The organism is Bacillus cereus group sp. BfR-BA-01316 (genome assembly GCF_022664195.1).
GTDB lineage: Bacteria > Bacillota > Bacilli > Bacillales > Bacillaceae_G > Bacillus_A.
Genome location: NZ_JAKUGX010000015.1, coordinates 1 through 19944, shown reverse-complemented (window position 1 = coordinate 19944; position 19944 = coordinate 1). Strand labels below are relative to the sequence as shown.

Genomic DNA, 19944 nt, shown 5'->3' with positions numbered 1-19944 from the left:
GCCCGTAAAAGCCCGATTGGTGAGGGCTAATAATCAGAGGGGGATGGACAAAACCCCCTCTGATTAAAGTTTCACTTTATTGGTGATATCCCATCTCAATCAAGCTAAGAAAAGTAAATACTCCAAGATGAACTACAAAAAAATTGTATAAAACGTTTTACTTATAGTCTCCCATCTTCACAACCATTCATTTTTTCTAACCTCTATATACTTCACATTTAAAATCAAAAGAATAGCTTAATAAATTCAAATATAGATATAATAAAGTTTCGATTTTTTCCTTTTAATACATAAAAAACCTTTATGTAATAATTCAAATATTGTTCAATATTTCAAAATATGTTTGTGGAATTCCATGTTATGATGAACCTGTAATGATGATTGAACACTTAAATTTGGTACAATAATTAGCCAAAACAGTGAGGACAGAATTTGTGAGATGAACTCATTAAAACTCTAAAACACTAAAGGGGAGATCACATATGAAAGCAGTAGTGGTTAATAAAAACAGCAAAGCAAACATCGAAGTTATTGAAAAAGAATTACGTCCGTTACGTTCAGGCGAAGCGTTAGTAGATGTAGAGTATTGTGGAGTTTGCCACACTGACTTACACGTTGCGAATCATGATTTTGGTAATACAGATGGCCGCATCCTTGGTCATGAAGGTGTAGGTATTGTTACTGAAATTGCTGATGATGTAACTTCACTTAAGCTTGGTGACCGTGTAAGTATTGCATGGATGTTCCAATCTTGTGGACGTTGTGAATATTGCGTAACTGGTAGAGAAACATTCTGTCGTGAAGTTAAAAATGCTGGTTATACAGTAGATGGTGGTATGGCTGAACAATGTATCGTTACAGCTGACTATGCGGTGACGGTACCAGAAGGATTAGATCCTGCTCAAGCATCATCAATCACATGTGCAGGCGTAACTACATATAAAGCTATTAAAGTATCAGACATTAAACCTGGTCAACCTATCGTAATCTATGGTTGTGGTGGATTGGGTAACCTAGCAATCCAATATGCTAAGAATGTATTTGGTGCAAAGGTAATTGCAGTAGATATCAATGACGACAAATTAGCCTTAGCAAAAGAAGTTGGTGCCGATATGACTATCAATCCAATTACTCAAGGTCCTGCTGATAAGATTGTTCAAGAGGCGTTTGGTGGCGCTTATGCTGCTGTAGTAACAGCAGTTTCTAAAGTAGCCTTCAATTCAGCAGTTGATGCAGTACGTGCTTGCGGTAAAGTAGTGGCGGTAGGTTTACCAGTAGAAACTATGGATTTAAACATTCCACGACTTGTACTAGACGGAATAGAAGTAGTTGGTTCTCTTGTTGGTACTCGTAAGGATCTAGAGGAGGCATTTATGTTCGGTGCAGAAGGAAAAGTAGTGCCGGTGGTTCAAACTTGTCCACTAGATGAAGTACAAGATGTATTCGAAGAAATGGAACAAGGTAGGATTCAGGGCCGTATGGTAATCGATTTTAAACAACACAAGTGTAATTGCGATTGTAAATAATTCACTTTTTTTAAATCATCGTCGGTGTGAATCTCTTTAAATATTAAAAGGTAGATTTTTGGGCATGAGTCCGGTTCGATACCGGACTCATGCCTTTTAATTTTGCTTTAATCCGTTTGTAGTAGTAGTGAATAGAGTTCTCCAACTCTTGTTTAATGTCCCATAACCTGTAATGCGTAGAAAATATTGAAGGAATATGTATGTGGTGTTAATGAGAGGAAGTTAGATTGCACGTAAAAAGAATGTAATTCAAACTTACCGTACAGCAAAGCAAAAATTAGCATGCACGTGAAACGGAAAGAGAGATTTACATTTAATCACGAAAAAAATTTTCTTTTTTATTATTGATTTATGAAAAAATATTTTATATACTAATTCATGTAAACGGTTTACTAGATTTTATTTTGCTAGAAACGAAGGGAAGATTCGCATGGAAACAAGGGGGAGAGTAATCGGGATTGACATCGGTACCACAAGTACGAAGACGGTTGTATTCACTGAAAAAGGAAAAGTCGTTGCATCACATGCAATTGATTATCCAATCATTCAACCGAACGTCGGATGGGCGGAGCAAGATCCTGATGTAATATGTGCTGCTGTATACAAAACTGTAAGCGTTGCCATTGAGAGGGGTAATGTGTTACCGGAAGATATTTCTTCTATCGGGATTAGTACAGCAATGCATGCCTTAATTGTAGTAGATGAAAACGGTGCGCCGTTAACGCGCTCTATCATTTGGGCAGATAATCGAAGCACAAAACAATCAGAAAAACTATTGCAACAAATGAATGGTCATGACATTTATAGAAGAACTGGTACACCAATTCATCCGATGTCACCACTTTCTAAATTACTGTGGATGAAAGAAGAAGAAACGGATTTATTCAGAACTGCTCATAAATTTATTTCCATTAAAGAGTATGTCATTTATCAATTATTCTCACGCTATGTAGTTGATTATTCAATCGCATCTGCTACTGGGTTATTTAATTTAGAAACATTAAACTGGGATGAAGATGTTTTAACTATGTTAAATATGTCATCAGAACAATTATCAACACCTGTACCAACTACATATATTTTATCGGGAATGAAGCCGGAATTAGCACAAAAGATGGGGATTAGTGAGGATACTCCGGTTGTTATTGGTGCAAGTGATGGTGTTCTTGCAAATGTAGGTGTCGGTGCTATCACACCTGGCTCAGCTGCAATTACGATTGGAACAAGTGGAGCAGTTCGAACAATTTCATCAAGTGTTAATACAGATGAAAAAGGAAGAACTTTTTGTTACGCATTAACAGATGAGCACTGGGTAATCGGTGGACCGACGAATAATGGCGGGATTTTATTAAGATGGCTACGTGATGAATTCGGTAGTCCGGAGCAAGAAGTTGCAAGGAAGCTTGGGATTGATCCTTATGATTTATTAATTAAGTATGCAGAAAGTGTACCAGCTGGAGCAGATGGATTGCTATTTTTACCGTTTCTATCTGGAGAACGTGCACCCTACTGGAATGCAAATGCTCGTGGTACATTCTTTGGAATTAACCTTCAGCATAAACGTGAACATTTCATACGGGCTGTCATGGAAGGAGTTTGTATGAGTGTGTATTCAGTTGCACTTGCCATTCGTGATTGTACGGGTCCACTTTCTGAAATACGTGTTTCAGGAGGCTTTGCAAAGTCAGCATTTTGGAGACAAATGTTATCTGACATGATGGGGAAAGAATTGCTTGTTCCAGAAAGTCATGAAGCATCTGCGCTTGGGGCAGCGGCACTTGCTTTGTATGCAATTGGGAAAATTGATTCTCTTGAAGAGGTGAAGGATTGGATTGATATTGTCCATCACCATGTACCGAATAAAGAAAATACGGCTTTATATTTAGAGATGTTTTATATGTATGAACGACTTTACAATCGTTTGAAAGAAGAATTTGATTGTATAGCTGCTTTCCAACGTAAACAATAGGGGGATTGGGAGAAATGGTAGTTGGGATCGTACTAGCGGCTGTTGTCATATTACTTTTACTAATTACGGTAGTAAAATGGCATCCATTTGTCGCGTTAATTTTAACAGCAATCGGAGTTGGGCTAGCAATGGGGATGCCCTTAATTGGAACTTCACCACAACATCCGGGGATTATCGATTCTATTAAATTAGGTCTTGGTAATACGTTAGGGTTTTTAGCGATTGTTTTAGCTTTAGGAACAATGCTTGGAAAAATGATGGCTGAGTCTGGCGGTGCTGAACGAATTGCTAACACATTAATTGGACGTTTTGGGAAAAAACGTGTTCACTGGGCAATGATGTTCGTTGCATTTATAGTAGGGATTCCGGTATTTTTCCAAGTTGGATTTGTACTATTAATTCCGTTAGTATTTACAATTGCGTTAGAAACAGGGGTATCACTTATTACAATCGGTATTCCGCTAGTAGCAGGCCTTTCGGTTGTACACGGACTTGTTCCACCGCACCCGGCAGCTATGGCAGCGGTAGGGATATTTAAAGCAGATGTAGGGAAGACAATTTTATATGCATTAATTGTCGGACTTCCAACTGCAATAATTTCAGGTCCGCTTTACGGGAAATGGATCGGTGCTCGTATACATAAAGAAGTACCATTAGATATAGCGGAGCAATTTATTGAAAGAGATAAGAAGAAGGAACTTCCTAGCTTCGGAAATACATTGTTTACTATTTTACTTCCAGTATTTCTTATGCTAGGTGCATCGATAGCGGAAGTAGCATTAAATAAAACAAGCCAATTTGCACAAGTATTGCACTTTATTGGAGATCCAATAGTCGCATTATTAATTGCAACGATATATTCTTTCTTTAGTCTTGGCTATGCAAAAGGATTTTCTAAAGACAAAGTATTACAATTAACAAATGATTGTTTAGGCCCAATTGCAAACATACTGTTAGTTATCGGTGCAGGCGGTGCCTTTAATAAAGTGTTATTAGATTCTGGGATCGGAACTACAATTGCGGAGATGGCGAAAGAATCACATATTTCACCAATAGTATTAGGGTGGGGAATTGCTGCACTTATTCGAATCGCGACTGGCTCTGCTACTGTTTCCATGATGACAGCAGCAGGAATAGTGGCACCGATTGCGGTAAGTACACCAGGAGTGAATGTAGAGTTACTGGCACTTGCAACAGGAGCAGGGTCATTAATATTATCACATGTGAACGATTCTGGATTTTGGATGATTAAAGAATATTTCGGAATGACTGTGAAAGAAACATTATTAACATGGACTGCAATGGAGACAATACTATCTGTTGTAGCACTTGGACTAATTTCGTTATTAAATATATTTGTATAGAATGGGAGATTGATTAATATGAAACTAGGTTTAATTGGATTAGGAAAAATGGGATTTCCATTAGCTGAACACTTACATGAAGACAAGCATGAAGTAGTTGTATACGATGTAAATAATGAGCTTGTTGAAAAGGCAGGAAAACTAGGGGTTACTGCACGTCATACATTAAAAGAAATGATCGCTGAACTAGAAGCACCTCGAACAATTTGGGTAATGGTACCTGCAGGAGAAGTTGTTGAGTCAGTACTAAAAGATGTATATCCATTATTAGAGGAAGGTGATATCGTTATTGAAGGTGGAAATTCATTCTATAAGGATACGTTGCGCCGTGCTGAAGAGGCGAAAAGCTTTGGCTTACATTACGTAGATATCGGTACATCAGGCGGTGTAGAAGGAGCTAGATACGGTGCGTGCTTAATGGTTGGTGGAGAAAAAGAAATTTATGATCAATTAGAACCTTTATTTAAAGACTTAGCAGTAGAAAACGGTTATTCTTATGCGGGCCGCGTTGGAAGTGGTCATTTCTTAAAAATGGTTCATAACGGTATTGAATATGGAATGATGCAAGCAATCGCTGAAGGATTTGAAGTGTTAGATAAAAGTGATTTTGATTTCAATTATGAAGATGTTGCAAAAGTATGGGCAAATGGATCAGTTATCCGTGGTTGGTTAATGGACTTAACTGAAAAGGCATTTGCAGATGATCCAAAACTTGATGGCATTAAAGGTGTAATGAACTCTTCCGGAGAAGGGAAATGGACTGTTGAAACTGCACTTGAACTTCAAGCGGCGGCACCAGTTATCGCTATGTCATTATTTATGCGCTACCGTTCTCAAGAAGATGATACGTTCCACGGAAAAGTTGTTTCAGCACTTCGTAATCAATTTGGTGGACATGAGGTTGTAAAGAAATAGGGAATGTTTTTGAAAAGAAACTTGTGCTTATGTACAAGTTTCTTTTTTGTTTTAAAAACCTCCTCTTAAACTATGAAATGTACTGAGTTCTATATTAAGTACTGTATGTTCATTTTGTACCGATTGTATCAAATAGAAAGTGAAGTATCAAAGATGTCTCAACATAAAAATAAGAATAAATAAAATGAAGTTCTCATAAATAGTAAAAGGATGATTATGTCATCAGTGTAGCTAAGCAACGGTGTTACATATGAGTAGAGCGTGTTAATAAAATATGAGGTGGTAAAATGGGAAATGAGCAGGCGAATAATGTAAGGAAAGAAAAGAAGCTATGTCTTTGTATGATTGTAAAAAATGAATCAAGGATTATGGAAAGATGTTTAAATGCAACAAAATCAATCGTAGATTTTGTTTCTATTTGTGATACAGGATCGACAGATAATACACCAGAAATTATTGAAAGATGGTGTGAAGAGAATAATATACAAGGAACGGTTCATCATGAACCATTTAAAAACTTTGGTTATAACAGAAGTTTAGCTGTGTCATTAGCTCAAAAAACATACCCAGAAGCAGATTATTTATTAATACTTGATGCGGACATGATTTTAGAAGTTGAACCAAATTTTGATAAAAGTAGCTTAACTGAAGATCATTATCTTACACTGCAATATGATATTCATATTAAATATTGGCTTACGCGTCTTTTAAAAGCTTCTTTACCATGGAAATCTGTAGGTGTTACTCATGAGTACTGGGATATTGATCGTTCTAAAGTCGGAGCGGATTACAATACGAGAGTAGCTAGGTTAGATACTCTCGTCGTTAATGATCCAGGGGATGGCGGAAGTAAAAGTGATAAATTTGAAAGAGATGAGAGATTGTTGTTACAAGGGATAAATGATCCAGAAACGACTCCAGATTTGCACATAAGATATTTATTTTATTTAGCTCAAACTTATTTTCATTTAAATCAATTTGAAGATTCAATTAAATGGTATACGAAAAGAGTAGAAGCGGGAGGTTGGGTTGAAGAGGTATTCTATTCGTTATTGCGAATAGGGTTTTGTTATGAACAGCTAGCGAATCGTTCTTCAAATAATCAGCATGAAGTAAAGGATGATAAGGAAAAAGAACATGCTAAGAAGCAAGAAGAACAATATTTAGCGTTAGCTATTTTTTATTTTCAAAAAGCATGGGAATACAGACCAACTCGAGCCGAACCATTATATCAGCTTGCAAGATTGCATCGACTACGATCTCAAAATAATATAGCTTTGATGTATGCACTACAAGGGAAAGAAATTCCTTTTCCAACAGAGGATCTCTTATTTGTAGATTATCATGTGTATGATTACTTATTTGACTATGAAATTTCTATAAGTGGATACTATATACCGCATAAAAAACATTTAGGTGCACAATCACAAAAGTATCTTGAATCGAAAAAAGAAGAGTTACCGGTGCATATATCGAGCACGGTAGAGAATAATACGAAATTTTATTAAATAAATTTTGGATTAAAGGAGTAGTGGAGTAATCATGGAATTAATACGATGGGCGATTGAACTAGGGGAAGCGGTACATGGTAATACTTCTGAAGAATTGATCCCACTACTAGATTATTATTACAATCGTGATCATTTAAAAGCTTATTTTATCGCAAATCTTCTCTTAGATATGGATTTATCGAAAGAACATCGGGAAAGAGTTGAATTAAAAAGATGCATAGCTGCCTATTATGCTGGATTGCATAAAGTAGCAAAAAAATATGCGAATCAGTTGTTAGTTCAACATCCTGATGTAGATTTATATAAAAACAATTTAAGGTTAATGGAAGCCTATTTGAACAAAGAATATGATTATTGTCTATATATATGCCCGAATACGTATGGTAGTTTCATAGATGTTGCGCGAGCTTTGAAATGGCGATTGGAGCAAGATGGCAATACAGTTATTCTATCAGAAACAATATTAGAAAATACAAAGAAGACGATTGTTTTCGGAGCGCATACATATGCATTTAATCCGAATGCCCTTCCGAAAGATGCAATTATTTATAATTTAGAACAGTTATATGAAGGTAGTCCTTATGCACATCCGCTTTATTTAATATTATTAAAAGATAGGGAGATTTGGGATTATAGTAAACAAAATATAGAATGGTTAAAACAAAAAGGGGTAGGAAAAGAGATTAAGCATGTAGGAATGAACTACGCCCCAACTTTAGAAATAAAGAAAGATGCATTTGAGGATGAGGTTTCGGAAGATATTGATATCCTGTTTATAGGTGCACTCAATCCGAGACGGCAAGCCATTTTCGATCAATTAAAAGTAGTTGCCCCAAATTTAAATATTGTTTTTAAAAATAATGCGTGGGGAATTACTAGAAATGAATTAATTGCAAGGTCTAAAATTATATTAAATATTCATTTTTATTTATCAGGAATTCTTGAAACGCCTCGAGTTTCTCATGCAGTTGCAAACAAGAAATTTATTATTTCGGAAAATAGCAATCCAGAGGACGAAATAGAGTGGCCAGGAATTGTATTTACACCATACGAAAAAATTATAGAAAACGTAATGAAATATATAGAATTACCAGAAGAACGGACAAAATTAGCTGAAAAAGCGTATAACCATTTTGAAGCTAAAGAAAGCATGCTTACACTTAAACATAAAGGTGAAAAAAACTGATTTTGTTAAACTCATACGAAAGTATGAGTTCTTTTTTATTTCTCATACTATTTTATGAAAGCTTTTACCTCTTTTTACTGTATTTTGTATAGAAATTTCTGATAATATAAAGGTAGAATTTGAAAACAAAGGGGAGAAATAATTATGAAACTAGTCGTTATTAACGGTACACCAAGAAAATTCGGTAGAACTCGAGTGGTGGCAAAATATATTGCAGATCAATTTGAAGGGGAGTTATACGATTTAGCAGTAGCGGAATTGCCTTTATATAATGGGGAAGAATCACAACGTGAATTAGAAGCAGTAAAAAAATTAAAAGCTTTAGTGAAAGCAGCAGACGGTGTAGTACTATGTACACCAGAATATCATAATGCGATGAGTGGAGCATTGAAAAACTCGTTAGATTATTTAAGTAGCAGTGAATTCATCCATAAACCTGTCGCTTTGTTAGCTGTTGCTGGAGGCGGCAAAGGGGGAATAAATGCATTAAATAGTATGCGCACTGTCGCTAGAGGCGTTTACGCAAATGCAATCCCAAAACAAGTAGTACTTGATGGATTACATGTGCAAGATGGTGAACTTGGAGAAGATGCAAAACCATTAATTCATGATTTAGTTAAAGAATTAAAAGCATATATGAGTGTATATAAAGAGGTGAAAAAACAATTAGGAGTTGAGTGATATGTCCTCTCTTTATCATGATTCTCGCTTGTATTACATTCTAGGAGCCAATAGTTTATCCGCTATTGGCTCTGGGATTGTTATGATTACGATTCCATGGCTATTGATTAAGGAAAGTGGAGGAGAGACGACATTTGGTTATGTTTCTATCGTTGCAACTCTCATAATGTTTTTATTAACGCCATTTATTGGCCAAAGTATAGATCGTTTTTCAAGAAAATCTTTATTGTTATGTAACGAAGGTATCGGGATAGCCGTTATAGGAATGATGGCTATATGGGGATTTGCTGGGCAATCTTATAATTCTATTCATTACATTATTATTTATATAGCAGGTTCTTTCTATTATCTATTATTTTATCCTACAATTTTTGCGTTCAACCAAGAGATATTTCAAGCAGAGCATTATAAAAGTTTAAGTGGCACAATGGAAATACAAGGACAATTAACGCAAGTTATTTCAGGTGCAGCTGCTAGCTTTTTAATTGAGATCATTTCTTTGAAATGGATCTTGTTAGTAGATATGTTAACTTTTGCAGGAGCATTTTTCCTTTTCTTATGTATTCCGTATACAAAGAAAAAAATGGTAAAAAGGAAGATGACATTTAAGAAGCAATTGTTTGAAGGTATTCACTTTATGAAAAAACGTCCTAAGCTCTTTTGGTTTTTACTTGCGACATATACATCAAGCTAGTAATACCAACCGTTTAGACGGTTGTGGTAACGCTTTGGTAACGATTATAACAAATCTTCTTCCATAAATGCCACTACTTCTGCTTGTTTGGATGGATACAAGTGACTATAAGTGTTTAAAGTTGTTGCTACATTTGAATGACCTAAGCGTTGGGCTACGACAAGCGGACTTACACCTTTATTAATGAGGTAAGATGCATGAGAGTGCCTGAATTCATGAAGTACAATCTTTTTCACTCCTGATACCGCTAAAAAGATTTTATATTTTCTAGCTAATGTGGTAGTTGCTATACTATCATAAAACTCACCAAACACAACATAATCCTTTTTCAAAGGAACTTTTAATGTAGCATTATTTTTTATTTCTTTTAGTAGATCCATTACGATAGTAGGTAACATAATGATTCGGTTGGATGCTTTCGTTTTTGGTTTAGTAATATGTTTATTATAGCTTGTTTTATTGATATCAATTGTTTTTTCTTCAAAATTAACATCCTCCCAAGTTAAAGCTAAAAGTTCTCCTTTTCTAGCTCCACTATAATAGAGTGTTGAAAAAAAGGCTATATATATCGATTCGTCTACAACACTGATAAACCTTTTGAATTCTTCAAATTCCCAGAAGTTCATTCTTTTATTAGACTCAATTTCAAAATTTCCTGCAATTCGAGCTGGATTACGATTTAAGCCGTGGAACTTAATTGCAAAATTAAATATAGCGGAAAGTACGTTATGAATCTTTTTTAAAGTTTCAGCTGAATAGTCATGCATTATCTTATTTTGATAATTCATGACATGTTTTGCTGTAATCTTATCTATCTTCATTTTTCCAAATTCCTTTAGTAAGTGATTATATATCATATTTTTAATAGTGTTTATAGAAGACTGTTTTCTCCTCTGGCAGTACCATTCAAAATATTCTTCGGCTAATTGTGAAAAGGTTAGGCTGGAATTAGATTCTGTTTGAATGAGAGCTTTTGCTTCTGCAATTCGTGCTTCTTCTTGTGTTTTAAAGCCACGTCGTTTTACTTGTTTCAAAGTGCCATCAAACTGTCGGATTCTCGCGATAAAGTAATAAGTTCCTCTTTTTTCATCTTTATAAATTGTCATAAGAATCTCCTTTCTTGTAGTAAAAGAGTAGACCGTCGTCTACTCTCTCGATGTTAAATTGCTAGCGCTAGAAATTTAAAGATCTCTTGTAAAGCGTATTGCTTTCCCAATAATTCGTGCCGGTACATTTGGAGTGATAATTATTGGTTCGTATGAAGGGTTATCTGGCATTAAAATTACAACATTGCCCTGCTTTTTTACTCTTTTTAAAGTAGCTTCAGTATCTCCATTAACAAGAACTGCTGCAATTTCTCCGTTTTCCACATCATCTTGCTTTCTAATTAATACAAAAGCCCCATTAGGTATAGTTGGTTCCATTGAATTCCCTTTGGCTTCTAAATAATATATTTCTCCTTGTGGTAAAATATCAGATGTTTCATAACGATACCCTTCAAAGTTTTCCTCAGCACATATAGGTAGGCCACATGCAATTTTTCCTAATTTCGGCACCTTAACCAGATGAACATTAGCATCATATAAATTAGAGGGTTTATCTTCAGTTAAGTCAGAACGATTAATCTTAAAATAATCAGCTAATAACTGTATTTTATCTGGTCTTGGATAAGTATTAGCCTTAATCCAGTTTGAAACAGTTGTTTCAGGGATATTTATGTCATTTGCTAGATAAGTCTGTGTGATACCATTACGTTCTAAAAATTTTTTTAAGTTAGCTGCAAAAATTTCTTTCATTTCCTGTGCATCCATTTGTCTCACCTCACTTTATAATAGTATTTTACCGTTTTTCGGTAGTTATGTAAAGACATAAAATACCGTTTAAAGGTAATTTTTATAATGCTTGGTATTGACTGTACCGTTTAAAGGTAGTATATTAAGTTTAGAAATTATCGAAAGGAGGTAACTTGATGTTTCAGATAACATTAAAAGCTGCTAGAGTAAATGCAGGATTAAGACAAGATGAAGCAGCTGGAATATTAGATATTACAGGAAAAACCCTACGGAATTATGAACAAGGTATAACTGCTATTCCAGGTCATATTTTGCAAAAAGCATCTATTGTATACAAAATTCCGTCTGATTATATTAGATTACCTATAATAAACGATGGGAACTATGATGATGATTTTTTTTTGAACAGTACTACCGTTTAAAGGTAGTATTTTTAGAGGGGAAGTCTCGCTTTTTTTTAAAAAAATAAAATGTCGAAAAATGCTGTCGTAAATTAGTGATTAATAAGATATTACGTATTATTTATTAATAATTTTCGAACCGAGGTGATATGAAACATGTATCAAAATCTTTTTATTGCTCGTAGAGAACAACGCATGACACAGGAAGTAGCAGCCAAAGTGATAAGTATAACAAAGCAAAGCTATCACTTAAAAGAATGTGGCAAACGAGATTTTAGCCTTACTGAAGCAAAAATACTTGCTAAACATTTTAAAACAACGGTTGATACTCTTTTTAAAAAATAGATAAGGAAGGTGACCAATCATGAACGGAGTATTATCCGCGAGTAAATTAATGAAAGCATCAGAAGTTGTAAAACAGTGTGAGGAAATGAGAAATAACCCAGCGATGTTGCTTATTACTGAATTAGAAGCAAAGAAAAGAATTTATGCAATGAACCGTAAGGTTTCAGAACGAAGGGAGGTGAGTTAATTGAAAGAGGTAACAGTAGTTTTTAAATCCGGTGCTACAGCAAGTTTTACAGCTGAACAATTTAAAACGTTTAAAAATAATTTTGGTTCTTTAACAGCAGTCGAATATGAAGGTGCCGCTAATAAAGTACCATTCCACATTAGTGTAAGCAATATTGATGCAATCTTTGTGGAAGACGTTAATGAAAAGGAATCGATTAAGGAACCTGATCATCCAATTGAAGATTTCTATGGTTGTGAAATTAAACAGGATGATACGTATTTTATGTTTGGTCAAAATGTAGTACTTAAAGAAAATCTAACGGAATATTTAATTGATCAACAAAATGTTGAATGCTTTCGAGCTGTATAAAAAGAAAACCACCTGCGCCAACAGGTGATTTAGAAAAACAAAATTCACAGTCATTATAGCATGAATTGAATTCATGTAAAGGAGCGTTTTATTGATGGATATTAAAACAATCACTGAAAGTGTACAAGCCATCCACAATGCATATGACAAAGGGATTATCAGTGTTCGTGATAATCAAGTACATGTAACTCACAAGGTATTTGAATTCTTGCTACAGGAAGCGGAAGTGCAGCCTATGATAGTAAGTCGCGTATCTAAGGATTATCCTTTTGAAGTTTCTTTTGATAATAACGGTTTTACATATTATTCGCTGTATAGCGCACAGGAAATGAAAAATAAATTTGGAGGTTTTATAGATGAACTCATTACAAGCAATTGAATTAGCGGAAGTTGATGAATTACAAGATGCGGAGCAACAGTTTGAAATTAAGGATATTAATCAATTAAATTGGGCATTCCGTAAAATTTCAGCACTTAAAGCGCAAGAAAAGCAAGTTACAACGCTAGCAAATGTTGAACGTGAGCGCATTACTGAATGGGAACAAAGCGAATTGAAGCCCATCCACAATAGTGTTTCATTCTTTGAAGGTCATATCCAACGTTATCATGCGGAACAACTTGCAGAGGATCCAAAGCAGAAAACTATTAGTACACCTTATGGTAAATCCAAAACTCGTAAGAGCAAGGAAACTCCTGATAAGGGTGATGAAGCATTGCTTTTAGATTATGTCATTCAAAATGATCTAGCCGAATTCATCAAAAATAGTGTTAAATGGGCCGACTTGAAAAAGTCACTCAAGATTGTGGAAGTCAGTGGAGAAAAGGTTGTGATTGATGATACAGGTCAAATTGTTCCGGGGGTGACGGTTAAACCTGAATCTATTACATATAGTGTGGAGGTGTAAACAAAATGGAAATTAAAAACGGTGCTGATATTACTAAAAGTAAAAAGGCAAAAATTATTATGTATTCAAAGCCAGGTAACGGCAAAACAACGGTTGCTGGATTGTTTCCAGGTAAAACATTAGTCCTGGATATTGATGGGACAAGCCAAGTATTATCCGGTTATGAAAATGTAGATGTAGCTAAAATTGATGGTGAAAATCCACATGATAGCATCCTACAGTTTTATGCACTCGCGAAAGCGAATATCGGTAAATACGACAATATCTTTATCGATAACTTAACGCATTACCAAAAGTTATGGTTGCTTAAAAAAGGTGAAAATACAAAAAGCGGTATGCCTGAATTAAAGGATTACGCTTTACTAGATAACCATCTTTTAAAGTTAGTAGAAACATTTAACTCATTAGATGCAAATGTTATTTTCACAGCTTGGGAAACAACGAGAAATATTACTCATGATGATGGTCAGCAATACACACAATTCATTCCTGATATTCGGGATAAAATCGTTAATCATATTATGGGAATTGTTCATGTTGTTGGACGATTAGTTAAAAAAGCAGACGGTACACGAGGATTTATCTTAGAAGGTGATCAAAGTGTTTACGCTAAGAATCATTTAGATGCGCGTCAAGGTTGCGTACAGGAAGAATTAATATTGGTATCAACAAACTAAAATAAAACACAGAATAGGGAGAGATTAATATGTCATTTTTCAAAATGGATGAAGTAGAAGAAGTAAAAGGATTTTCATTAATTGAAGTAGGAAATTATGAAGCGGTTGTATTAAATGCTGTCGAAGGTTTAACGCAAAATAATAAAGCTAAATTAACAGTGGATTTTGAAATTCGTTCAGATGTTCCGCAAGATCATCAAGGTCAAAAAGTCCAATATACAACATTTACTTTTGAGCATCCAATAGCTAGAGGTATTGCTAAATCATTTTTCTTAGCTTGTGGTATGCCTGAAAATTATAGCCCACAAAGTCCTGCACAAATGGCGAAAGATGTTTTCAATAAACACTTAAACGTTTATATAACACATGATAAAAAAGATGATGGACGTGTATTCCCGAAAGTGTCAAGTTATAGTGCTTCAAAGGTGAACCCGCCAATGCAAACAAGTGCACCAGTTACTGTCGGTGACGATGATTTACCATTCTAAATAACTAAATAGAGAGGTTGGTTTTGCCGACTTCTCTTTTTTATACCCTAAAAAGCTAATTGGAGGGCACAATGAAAGAAAATCCATACAATTTTAATGAAATTCCTACTGAGTTAAAAGCCCTTCCGCAATGGATCTTATGGCGTAAGGAAAAAAGAAATGGCAAACCAACAAAAGTTCCATATCAAGTCACTGGTGAAATGGCTCAGGCAAATAATAGAAGTACCTGGTCAACGTTTGCGACAGCAGTCAAGTTCTATTTAGAAGGTGACTATGACGGAATTGGCTTTGTATTTAGTAGGCAGGATAATTACATCGGAATCGATATTGATAAGTGTGTTGCAGAAGGAAAAACAAATGCTTTTTCAACAGAAATTATAGATACATTAGACAGCTATACAGAGTTTTCACCATCAGGAAATGGGATTCACATCATTATCAAAGGGAACCTTCCACAATCTGTTTTAGGAACTGGACGAAAAAATACAAAGCATGGTTTGGAAATTTACTCATACGGTCGTTTTTTTACCTTCACGGGAAATCGTGAGAATTCCAATGATGTATATGAGAGAACGGATGAACTAGCTGAAGTATTCGAAAAATATTTTGATGATAGCGACATTCAAGGACGTGTGAATCTAGCGGAATTTGAAAAAGATGAAATTAAAATTTCAAATGATGCTTTATGGGAAAGGATGTTTAGAAGTAAAAACGGTGATGAAATCCGTTCATTATACAATGGCAGTTTAATAAATGACGATCATTCAGCAAGTGACCTTTCATTATGTAACCATTTAGCATTTTGGACTGGAAAATCAGCAACTCGAATGGATTCAATGTTCCGCGAGACTAGCTTAATTCGTGATAAATGGGATGTTATTCATTTTAGCGATACAAATGAAACGTACGGTGAAAGAACGATTGCAATGGCTATTTCCTCGACATCCACAACTATTTTAGATAATAAGCAACAATTCGAAGAGTTTTCTTTCGATTTCATTAATGAAGATGCGGTCGAATCTGTGGAGGACAAGCCGAAAAAGAAATTCCGTCTAACTGAACTAGGAAATGCTGAACGTATCGCTTATGAATATGGACATGTAATTAAATATGTTAGTGACATTGGTTGGTACATATGGGACGGAAAACGATGGAAGTTGGATACAAAAAAAGAGATTGAAAGAATTACAGCAAAAGTACTTCGCAGCTTATATAAGTCAGAAGATGAAGCGGAAACGAAATGGGCGCGAATGTGTGAGCGTAGAAATATCCGAATGAACAGTATCAAGGACCTTATGCCGTTGGTTCCTGGAGAACGTGAGGATTTTGATAGATATAAATATTTATTCAATGTTGAAAATGGCATTGTTGATTTGAAAACAGGAAAGCTACAGCAGCATGATCGGGAACTTGGTTTAACTAAAATCACTAATATTTCCTTTGATGAAAATGCAAAATGTCCAGAATGGCTTAATTTCTTAGATCAAATTTTCCAAGGCGATAAAGAACTGGTTGAGTATATGCAGCGGTTAATTGGTTACTCCCTAACAGGAGAAATTACGGAACAAATAATGGTCTTCTTGATTGGTGGAGGTTCCAACGGAAAATCGACCTTTATTAATACCATTAAGGACCTTATGGGTGAATACGGTAAACAAGCTAAATCAGATACTTTCATTAAGAAGAAAGAAACAGGAGCCAATAATGATATCGCTAGATTAGTGGGAGCCCGTTTTGTATCGGCTATCGAGAGTGAAGAGGGTGAACAACTCTCAGAAGCTTTTGTAAAGCAAATTACAGGTGGTGAACCAGTGTTGGCTCGTTTCCTTAGAAAAGAATATTTTGAGTTCATACCAGAGTTTAAAGTCTTCTTTACTACAAATCATAAGCCAGTAATTAAAGGTGTCGATGAAGGTATTTGGAGACGTATTCGCTTAATTCCATTTAACTTACAGCTTCCAAAAGAAAAGCGCGATAAGAAATTACCAGAGAAGATAAGCCTTGAAATGCCTGGCATTCTGAACTGGGCGATTGAGGGTTGCTTGAAGTGGCAGAAGTCGGGACTAAACGATCCAGCAATTGTAATGAAAGCAACAGGTGATTACAAAGATGAAATGGATATTCTCGGTCCGTTCATGTTCGAGTGTTGTTTTAAAAGAGAAGATGTTCAAATTGAAGCGAAAGAATTATATGAAGTTTATTCCAATTGGTGTTTCAGGAATGGTGAGCACCAATTAAAAAATAGAGCGTTTTACCGAATTTTAGAATCGCAAGGATTCAAAAGAGAACGTGGTAGCAAAAATAAGTATTACGTCAAAGGTGTTACTTTAACAGACCGAAAAAATACTTTTCAGCAGCAAAAGTTACTGAAAAACGATGAAAATAGCAAAAGTGTTACTAAAAGTAACCCATTTAAAATTACTTAAAACCCTTGGTACATAAGGGATCAAGGTACTTTATATATTCTTTTTGTTACTTTTGTTACTAAAAATATATATAAACAAAAAATAAATATATATATAAGTATTCTATTAGGGGGCTTAATGCTCAAAATAGGTAACAAAAGTAACCTGAGTGCCTCAATCCCTTGGGGCTCTAAGGTTCAAGGGGGTTACTAAAAAGTAACACATGCTAATTTTCGGTGTTTTTTAGTAACACTTCTAAGTAACTTTTGATAACAGAGGTGATAGATTTGCAGGTTTTATTAATTTTAAGTTCGATTTGGAAATCAGGTGCGGATATCTATCTTGATAAAAAAGATAATCAAGTTGCGATAAAAAAACAAGATTTAATTCCAACGGAAATTATGCAAGCAGCCGAACAAAACTATCAAGCTATTTATGATTGGTTTAAATCTTGGAAAGATGAAAGTGCGGAGAAAATCACGTTAATGAAGATATTTCATCATTTCTGTGGGTGGAAACATAATCAAAAATTATATGAATGGTTGCTTGCTGATGCCGATTCATTACAAATGTTCTATGACTGGACGATTGTTCTTGCTAAGAACGGATGGACAGACATGTATGACGATTATCGTAAATTTGAAAATGATGAATCAAATGCAATGGCAAGAAAGATATATGAACGTGCGGTTACATATTCAAAGAAAGGAGCATGAGAATGATCCGTTTCCATTACACAGATAAAGAAATAGAAAAAATCCTTAAAACACTCACAGTCGTGATTGATACTCGTGAAAATGTAAATGGTCATATCCTTGATTATTTAAATCAAAAGGATATACCAGTAAAAATCCAAAAATTAGATACGGGCGATTATGGTTGTATGATTCCTAAAAATGAAGAGTTAGGAATACCACGTGATATTTACTTAGATAGCCGAGTAGAACGAAAAGCCCACATGGATGAGATCACAGGGAACTTACAAAAGGATAAACAAACAGCGTTTGAAAATGAATTGATTCGTTCGAAAGATATTCCATTCACTTTAATTGTGGAAGACCCTAAAGGCTATGAAAAAATGTTAAAAGGTCAGTATCGTTCGAAATACAGCCCGTTAGCGTTACTTGGAAGACTCAATACATTTAAAGCGAGATATGGTTTTGAAATTGTGTATTTAGATAACAAGTACAGTGGTAACTGGATATATTATCACTTTTATTATCAAGCAAGACACTATCTGAAAGCAGGATCTTTTTAATATGACATATTCCCGTGAAGAACAAGAAACTACATTGGTTTTCGATAATAGTACAGGCGAGTGGAACGTTTACTCTACTGTACCTAAACATATTAGGAAACTTAGTAAGCTATGTGAATTACAAACCTTAGAAGAAGAGGATGGAAGGCAAACAGCTGTTAAAGGTATTCTTCAAGAAAAACAAGTAACAATGAAGAATTTACGAGTTATGACGGAAGAGCAAAGACTAAAAGCGACTGAAAGACTTTCTAAGGCTAGAAACGTACAGAAATAACAGGAAAACTTTAGTTCTAATATCAATCTAATACAAAAGGAGCTTGAACTATGACAAACGTAAAATTGAACGTTTTATTCAAGAAAATGCAAAAGGACGATAAAAAGGAAGTTTTGATGTTCCATGTATTAAGTGATGAGCTTCCACATGCCGATGATCTATTAAAGATGCCAGGAACAATTATTGTTTTAACTGTGGTAGAAAGTGAAGTTGAACCGATTGGTGCGGAATTTGTATCTATCCAACGTGATAGTAAGAAAACCGTACTTAAATTCAATGTGAAGCGCGATGCGAAAGGTAAAATTAATAAACTTTATCCATATGCCGGTGAAAATGTTTCTATCATTATTGATCCTTCGCAAATGTCACTGGATGAATTTTATACAGAACCGCATGAAGGTGTAGAGTACAACGTTAAACCGGATGGGACAACGGAAGTTGTTCCTGGTCAATTAAAGATTGTTGATGGAGAAAAGATTGCTGAATAAATATTAGTCCTGGGCTTCGGCTCAGGATATCGATTATAAAAATTTCATTTTAAACAAAAAGAACAGTCAGCTTTTACTGGCTGATCTGCTCCATGTTTGATTGATTTTGGGTATTCTGACGATTAACTTGTGCACTTAGTTTAATTAATAGATCACGGTCAATAAGTAATACATCATTAGCAGCTGCTAGTTTACGAGCTGGCTCTGTGAAATAGTTATTAGTTACAACCCATGCATGATTAGCGATATAGTAACCTTTTGCTGCGACGATTTCTTGAACGGCTTGAAGGCTAACTTTATTACTGTAGCGTTTCGCTTGCACAATGATTGTTTCGTTATTGTTTTTTAAAACTAAGTCTGCTCCAAAGTCACCAGATCCTTTTGTAACTTCTGTTTGGTATCCGAGTGATTCATATAAGGAACTTAAGTATTCTTCAAATTGTCGACCATCCATTTTGTCAATTTCATTGATGCTAGATTGACGAAGCTCCTCCATATAAATTTTACGAGCTTGGATTTGTTTTTG

23 protein-coding genes and 1 pseudogene are annotated in these 19944 nt (G+C 35.0%); 21 read left to right on the top strand and 3 right to left on the bottom strand.

Annotated features, from left to right (window positions below):
• Positions 1-482: 482 nt before the first annotated feature.
• From adhP to MR071_RS13305, 8 genes and pseudogenes are all read left to right on the top strand, one after another.
• Positions 483-1526 carry an alcohol dehydrogenase AdhP gene (gene adhP / locus MR071_RS13340; protein WP_105586344.1) on the top strand — a complete coding sequence of 348 codons (1044 nt, stop codon included), beginning with the start codon at positions 483-485 and terminating at the stop codon, positions 1524-1526.
• A gap of 430 nt (positions 1527-1956) precedes the next feature.
• On the top strand, positions 1957-3495 hold the full coding sequence (gene gntK / locus MR071_RS13335) for a gluconokinase (RefSeq protein ID WP_105586343.1): 1539 nt from the start codon (positions 1957-1959) through the stop codon (positions 3493-3495).
• Between the two features lie 14 nt (positions 3496-3509).
• Entirely contained in the window at positions 3510-4859 is a 1350-nt protein-coding gene (locus tag MR071_RS13330) for a GntP family permease (RefSeq protein WP_142395858.1), read from the top strand.
• 18 nt (positions 4860-4877) lie between these two features.
• Complete coding sequence (gene gnd / locus MR071_RS13325) at positions 4878-5774, top strand: phosphogluconate dehydrogenase (NAD(+)-dependent, decarboxylating) (RefSeq protein WP_105586341.1); 897 nt, start codon at positions 4878-4880, stop codon at positions 5772-5774.
• 287 nt (positions 5775-6061) lie between these two features.
• On the top strand, positions 6062-7282 hold the full coding sequence (locus MR071_RS13320) for a tetratricopeptide repeat-containing glycosyltransferase (RefSeq protein WP_105586340.1): 1221 nt from the start codon (positions 6062-6064) through the stop codon (positions 7280-7282).
• Positions 7283-7316: 34 nt separating this feature from the next.
• The gene (locus MR071_RS13315) at positions 7317-8471 is read left to right on the top strand and encodes a CgeB family protein (RefSeq protein ID WP_242236353.1); all 1155 of its coding nucleotides are present in this window, start codon (positions 7317-7319) and stop codon (positions 8469-8471) included.
• A gap of 144 nt (positions 8472-8615) precedes the next feature.
• Positions 8616-9152 (top strand): NADPH-dependent FMN reductase, encoded by a 537-nt coding sequence (locus MR071_RS13310; protein WP_016092676.1) that lies wholly within the window; start codon positions 8616-8618, stop codon positions 9150-9152.
• A gap of 1 nt (position 9153) precedes the next feature.
• Positions 9154-9834 (top strand): annotated as a pseudogene (locus MR071_RS13305) (MFS transporter); the annotation flags it as partial.
• A 56-nt stretch (positions 9835-9890) separates the two neighbouring features.
• Here MR071_RS13305 and MR071_RS13300 read toward each other — a convergent pair.
• A complete protein-coding gene (locus tag MR071_RS13300) occupies positions 9891-10952 on the bottom strand; it encodes a tyrosine-type recombinase/integrase (protein WP_105586337.1) in 1062 nt (353 codons plus the stop codon).
• 75 nt (positions 10953-11027) lie between these two features.
• Positions 11028-11657 (bottom strand): LexA family protein, encoded by a 630-nt coding sequence (locus tag MR071_RS13295; protein ID WP_105586336.1) that lies wholly within the window; start codon positions 11655-11657, stop codon positions 11028-11030.
• Between the two features lie 158 nt (positions 11658-11815).
• Here MR071_RS13295 and MR071_RS13290 point away from each other — a divergent pair, with 158 nt between their 5' ends.
• The 13 genes from MR071_RS13290 (at position 11816) to MR071_RS13230 (ending at position 19418) form a co-directional block, all read left to right on the top strand.
• Positions 11816-12061: a helix-turn-helix domain-containing protein gene (locus tag MR071_RS13290; RefSeq protein ID WP_105586335.1), complete on the top strand. Its 246-nt coding sequence runs from the start codon at positions 11816-11818 to the stop codon at positions 12059-12061.
• Between the two features lie 135 nt (positions 12062-12196).
• Positions 12197-12385 (top strand): helix-turn-helix transcriptional regulator, encoded by a 189-nt coding sequence (locus tag MR071_RS13285; RefSeq protein ID WP_105586334.1) that lies wholly within the window; start codon positions 12197-12199, stop codon positions 12383-12385.
• A 19-nt stretch (positions 12386-12404) separates the two neighbouring features.
• Positions 12405-12572 carry a hypothetical protein gene (locus MR071_RS13280; RefSeq protein WP_181149517.1) on the top strand — a complete coding sequence of 56 codons (168 nt, stop codon included), beginning with the start codon at positions 12405-12407 and terminating at the stop codon, positions 12570-12572.
• On the top strand, positions 12573-12923 hold the full coding sequence (locus tag MR071_RS13275) for a YqaI family protein (protein WP_105586333.1): 351 nt from the start codon (positions 12573-12575) through the stop codon (positions 12921-12923).
• Positions 12924-13017: 94 nt separating this feature from the next.
• Positions 13018-13302, top strand: coding sequence for a hypothetical protein (locus MR071_RS13270; RefSeq protein WP_105586332.1), 285 nt, complete (start codon positions 13018-13020; stop codon positions 13300-13302).
• Positions 13280-13828 (top strand): host-nuclease inhibitor Gam family protein, encoded by a 549-nt coding sequence (locus MR071_RS13265; RefSeq protein WP_105586331.1) that lies wholly within the window; start codon positions 13280-13282, stop codon positions 13826-13828. Before MR071_RS13270 ends, MR071_RS13265 begins: the two co-directional genes overlap by 23 nt.
• 5 nt (positions 13829-13833) lie before the next feature.
• Positions 13834-14505: an AAA family ATPase gene (locus tag MR071_RS13260; RefSeq protein ID WP_105586330.1), complete on the top strand. Its 672-nt coding sequence runs from the start codon at positions 13834-13836 to the stop codon at positions 14503-14505.
• A gap of 29 nt (positions 14506-14534) precedes the next feature.
• Entirely contained in the window at positions 14535-14993 is a 459-nt protein-coding gene (locus MR071_RS13255) for a DUF669 domain-containing protein (RefSeq protein ID WP_105586329.1), read from the top strand.
• Between the two features lie 71 nt (positions 14994-15064).
• Entirely contained in the window at positions 15065-17419 is a 2355-nt protein-coding gene (locus MR071_RS13250; protein WP_105586328.1) for a phage/plasmid primase, P4 family, read from the top strand.
• 266 nt (positions 17420-17685) lie between these two features.
• The gene (locus MR071_RS13245; RefSeq protein ID WP_105586327.1) at positions 17686-18114 is read left to right on the top strand and encodes a hypothetical protein; all 429 of its coding nucleotides are present in this window, start codon (positions 17686-17688) and stop codon (positions 18112-18114) included.
• Between the two features lie 2 nt (positions 18115-18116).
• Positions 18117-18656 (top strand): ERCC4 domain-containing protein, encoded by a 540-nt coding sequence (locus tag MR071_RS13240; protein ID WP_105586326.1) that lies wholly within the window; start codon positions 18117-18119, stop codon positions 18654-18656.
• Between the two features lies 1 nt (position 18657).
• A complete protein-coding gene (locus tag MR071_RS13235; RefSeq protein ID WP_105586325.1) occupies positions 18658-18930 on the top strand; it encodes a hypothetical protein in 273 nt (90 codons plus the stop codon).
• A gap of 50 nt (positions 18931-18980) precedes the next feature.
• Positions 18981-19418, top strand: coding sequence for a hypothetical protein (locus tag MR071_RS13230; RefSeq protein ID WP_105586324.1), 438 nt, complete (start codon positions 18981-18983; stop codon positions 19416-19418).
• 73 nt (positions 19419-19491) lie between these two features.
• Here MR071_RS13230 and MR071_RS13225 read toward each other — a convergent pair.
• Positions 19492-19944 (bottom strand): restriction endonuclease (locus MR071_RS13225; protein ID WP_255833997.1); only part of this gene is annotated, 453 nt, incomplete at its 5' end.

Excerpts from the sequence above, each read along its gene's own strand:
- adhP (WP_105586344.1), top strand. The coding sequence starts at position 483 with ATGAAAGCAGTAGTGGTTAATAAAAACAGCAAAGCAAACATCGAAGTT.
- gntK (WP_105586343.1), top strand. The coding sequence starts at position 1,957 with ATGGAAACAAGGGGGAGAGTAATCGGGATTGACATCGGTACCACAAGT.
- MR071_RS13330 (WP_142395858.1), top strand. The coding sequence starts at position 3,510 with ATGGTAGTTGGGATCGTACTAGCGGCTGTTGTCATATTACTTTTACTA.
- gnd (WP_105586341.1), top strand. The coding sequence starts at position 4,878 with ATGAAACTAGGTTTAATTGGATTAGGAAAAATGGGATTTCCATTAGCT.
- MR071_RS13320 (WP_105586340.1), top strand. The coding sequence starts at position 6,062 with ATGGGAAATGAGCAGGCGAATAATGTAAGGAAAGAAAAGAAGCTATGT.
- MR071_RS13315 (WP_242236353.1), top strand. The coding sequence starts at position 7,317 with ATGGAATTAATACGATGGGCGATTGAACTAGGGGAAGCGGTACATGGT.
- MR071_RS13310 (WP_016092676.1), top strand. The coding sequence starts at position 8,616 with ATGAAACTAGTCGTTATTAACGGTACACCAAGAAAATTCGGTAGAACT.
- MR071_RS13300 (WP_105586337.1), bottom strand. The coding sequence starts at position 10,952 with ATGACAATTTATAAAGATGAAAAAAGAGGAACTTATTACTTTATCGCG.
- MR071_RS13295 (WP_105586336.1), bottom strand. The coding sequence starts at position 11,657 with ATGGATGCACAGGAAATGAAAGAAATTTTTGCAGCTAACTTAAAAAAA.
- MR071_RS13290 (WP_105586335.1), top strand. The coding sequence starts at position 11,816 with ATGTTTCAGATAACATTAAAAGCTGCTAGAGTAAATGCAGGATTAAGA.
- MR071_RS13285 (WP_105586334.1), top strand. The coding sequence starts at position 12,197 with ATGTATCAAAATCTTTTTATTGCTCGTAGAGAACAACGCATGACACAG.
- MR071_RS13280 (WP_181149517.1), top strand. The coding sequence starts at position 12,405 with ATGAACGGAGTATTATCCGCGAGTAAATTAATGAAAGCATCAGAAGTT.
- MR071_RS13270 (WP_105586332.1), top strand. The coding sequence starts at position 13,018 with ATGGATATTAAAACAATCACTGAAAGTGTACAAGCCATCCACAATGCA.
- MR071_RS13265 (WP_105586331.1), top strand. The coding sequence starts at position 13,280 with ATGAACTCATTACAAGCAATTGAATTAGCGGAAGTTGATGAATTACAA.
- MR071_RS13260 (WP_105586330.1), top strand. The coding sequence starts at position 13,834 with ATGGAAATTAAAAACGGTGCTGATATTACTAAAAGTAAAAAGGCAAAA.
- MR071_RS13255 (WP_105586329.1), top strand. The coding sequence starts at position 14,535 with ATGTCATTTTTCAAAATGGATGAAGTAGAAGAAGTAAAAGGATTTTCA.
- MR071_RS13250 (WP_105586328.1), top strand. The coding sequence starts at position 15,065 with ATGAAAGAAAATCCATACAATTTTAATGAAATTCCTACTGAGTTAAAA.
- MR071_RS13240 (WP_105586326.1), top strand. The coding sequence starts at position 18,117 with ATGATCCGTTTCCATTACACAGATAAAGAAATAGAAAAAATCCTTAAA.
- MR071_RS13235 (WP_105586325.1), top strand. The coding sequence starts at position 18,658 with ATGACATATTCCCGTGAAGAACAAGAAACTACATTGGTTTTCGATAAT.
- MR071_RS13230 (WP_105586324.1), top strand. The coding sequence starts at position 18,981 with ATGACAAACGTAAAATTGAACGTTTTATTCAAGAAAATGCAAAAGGAC.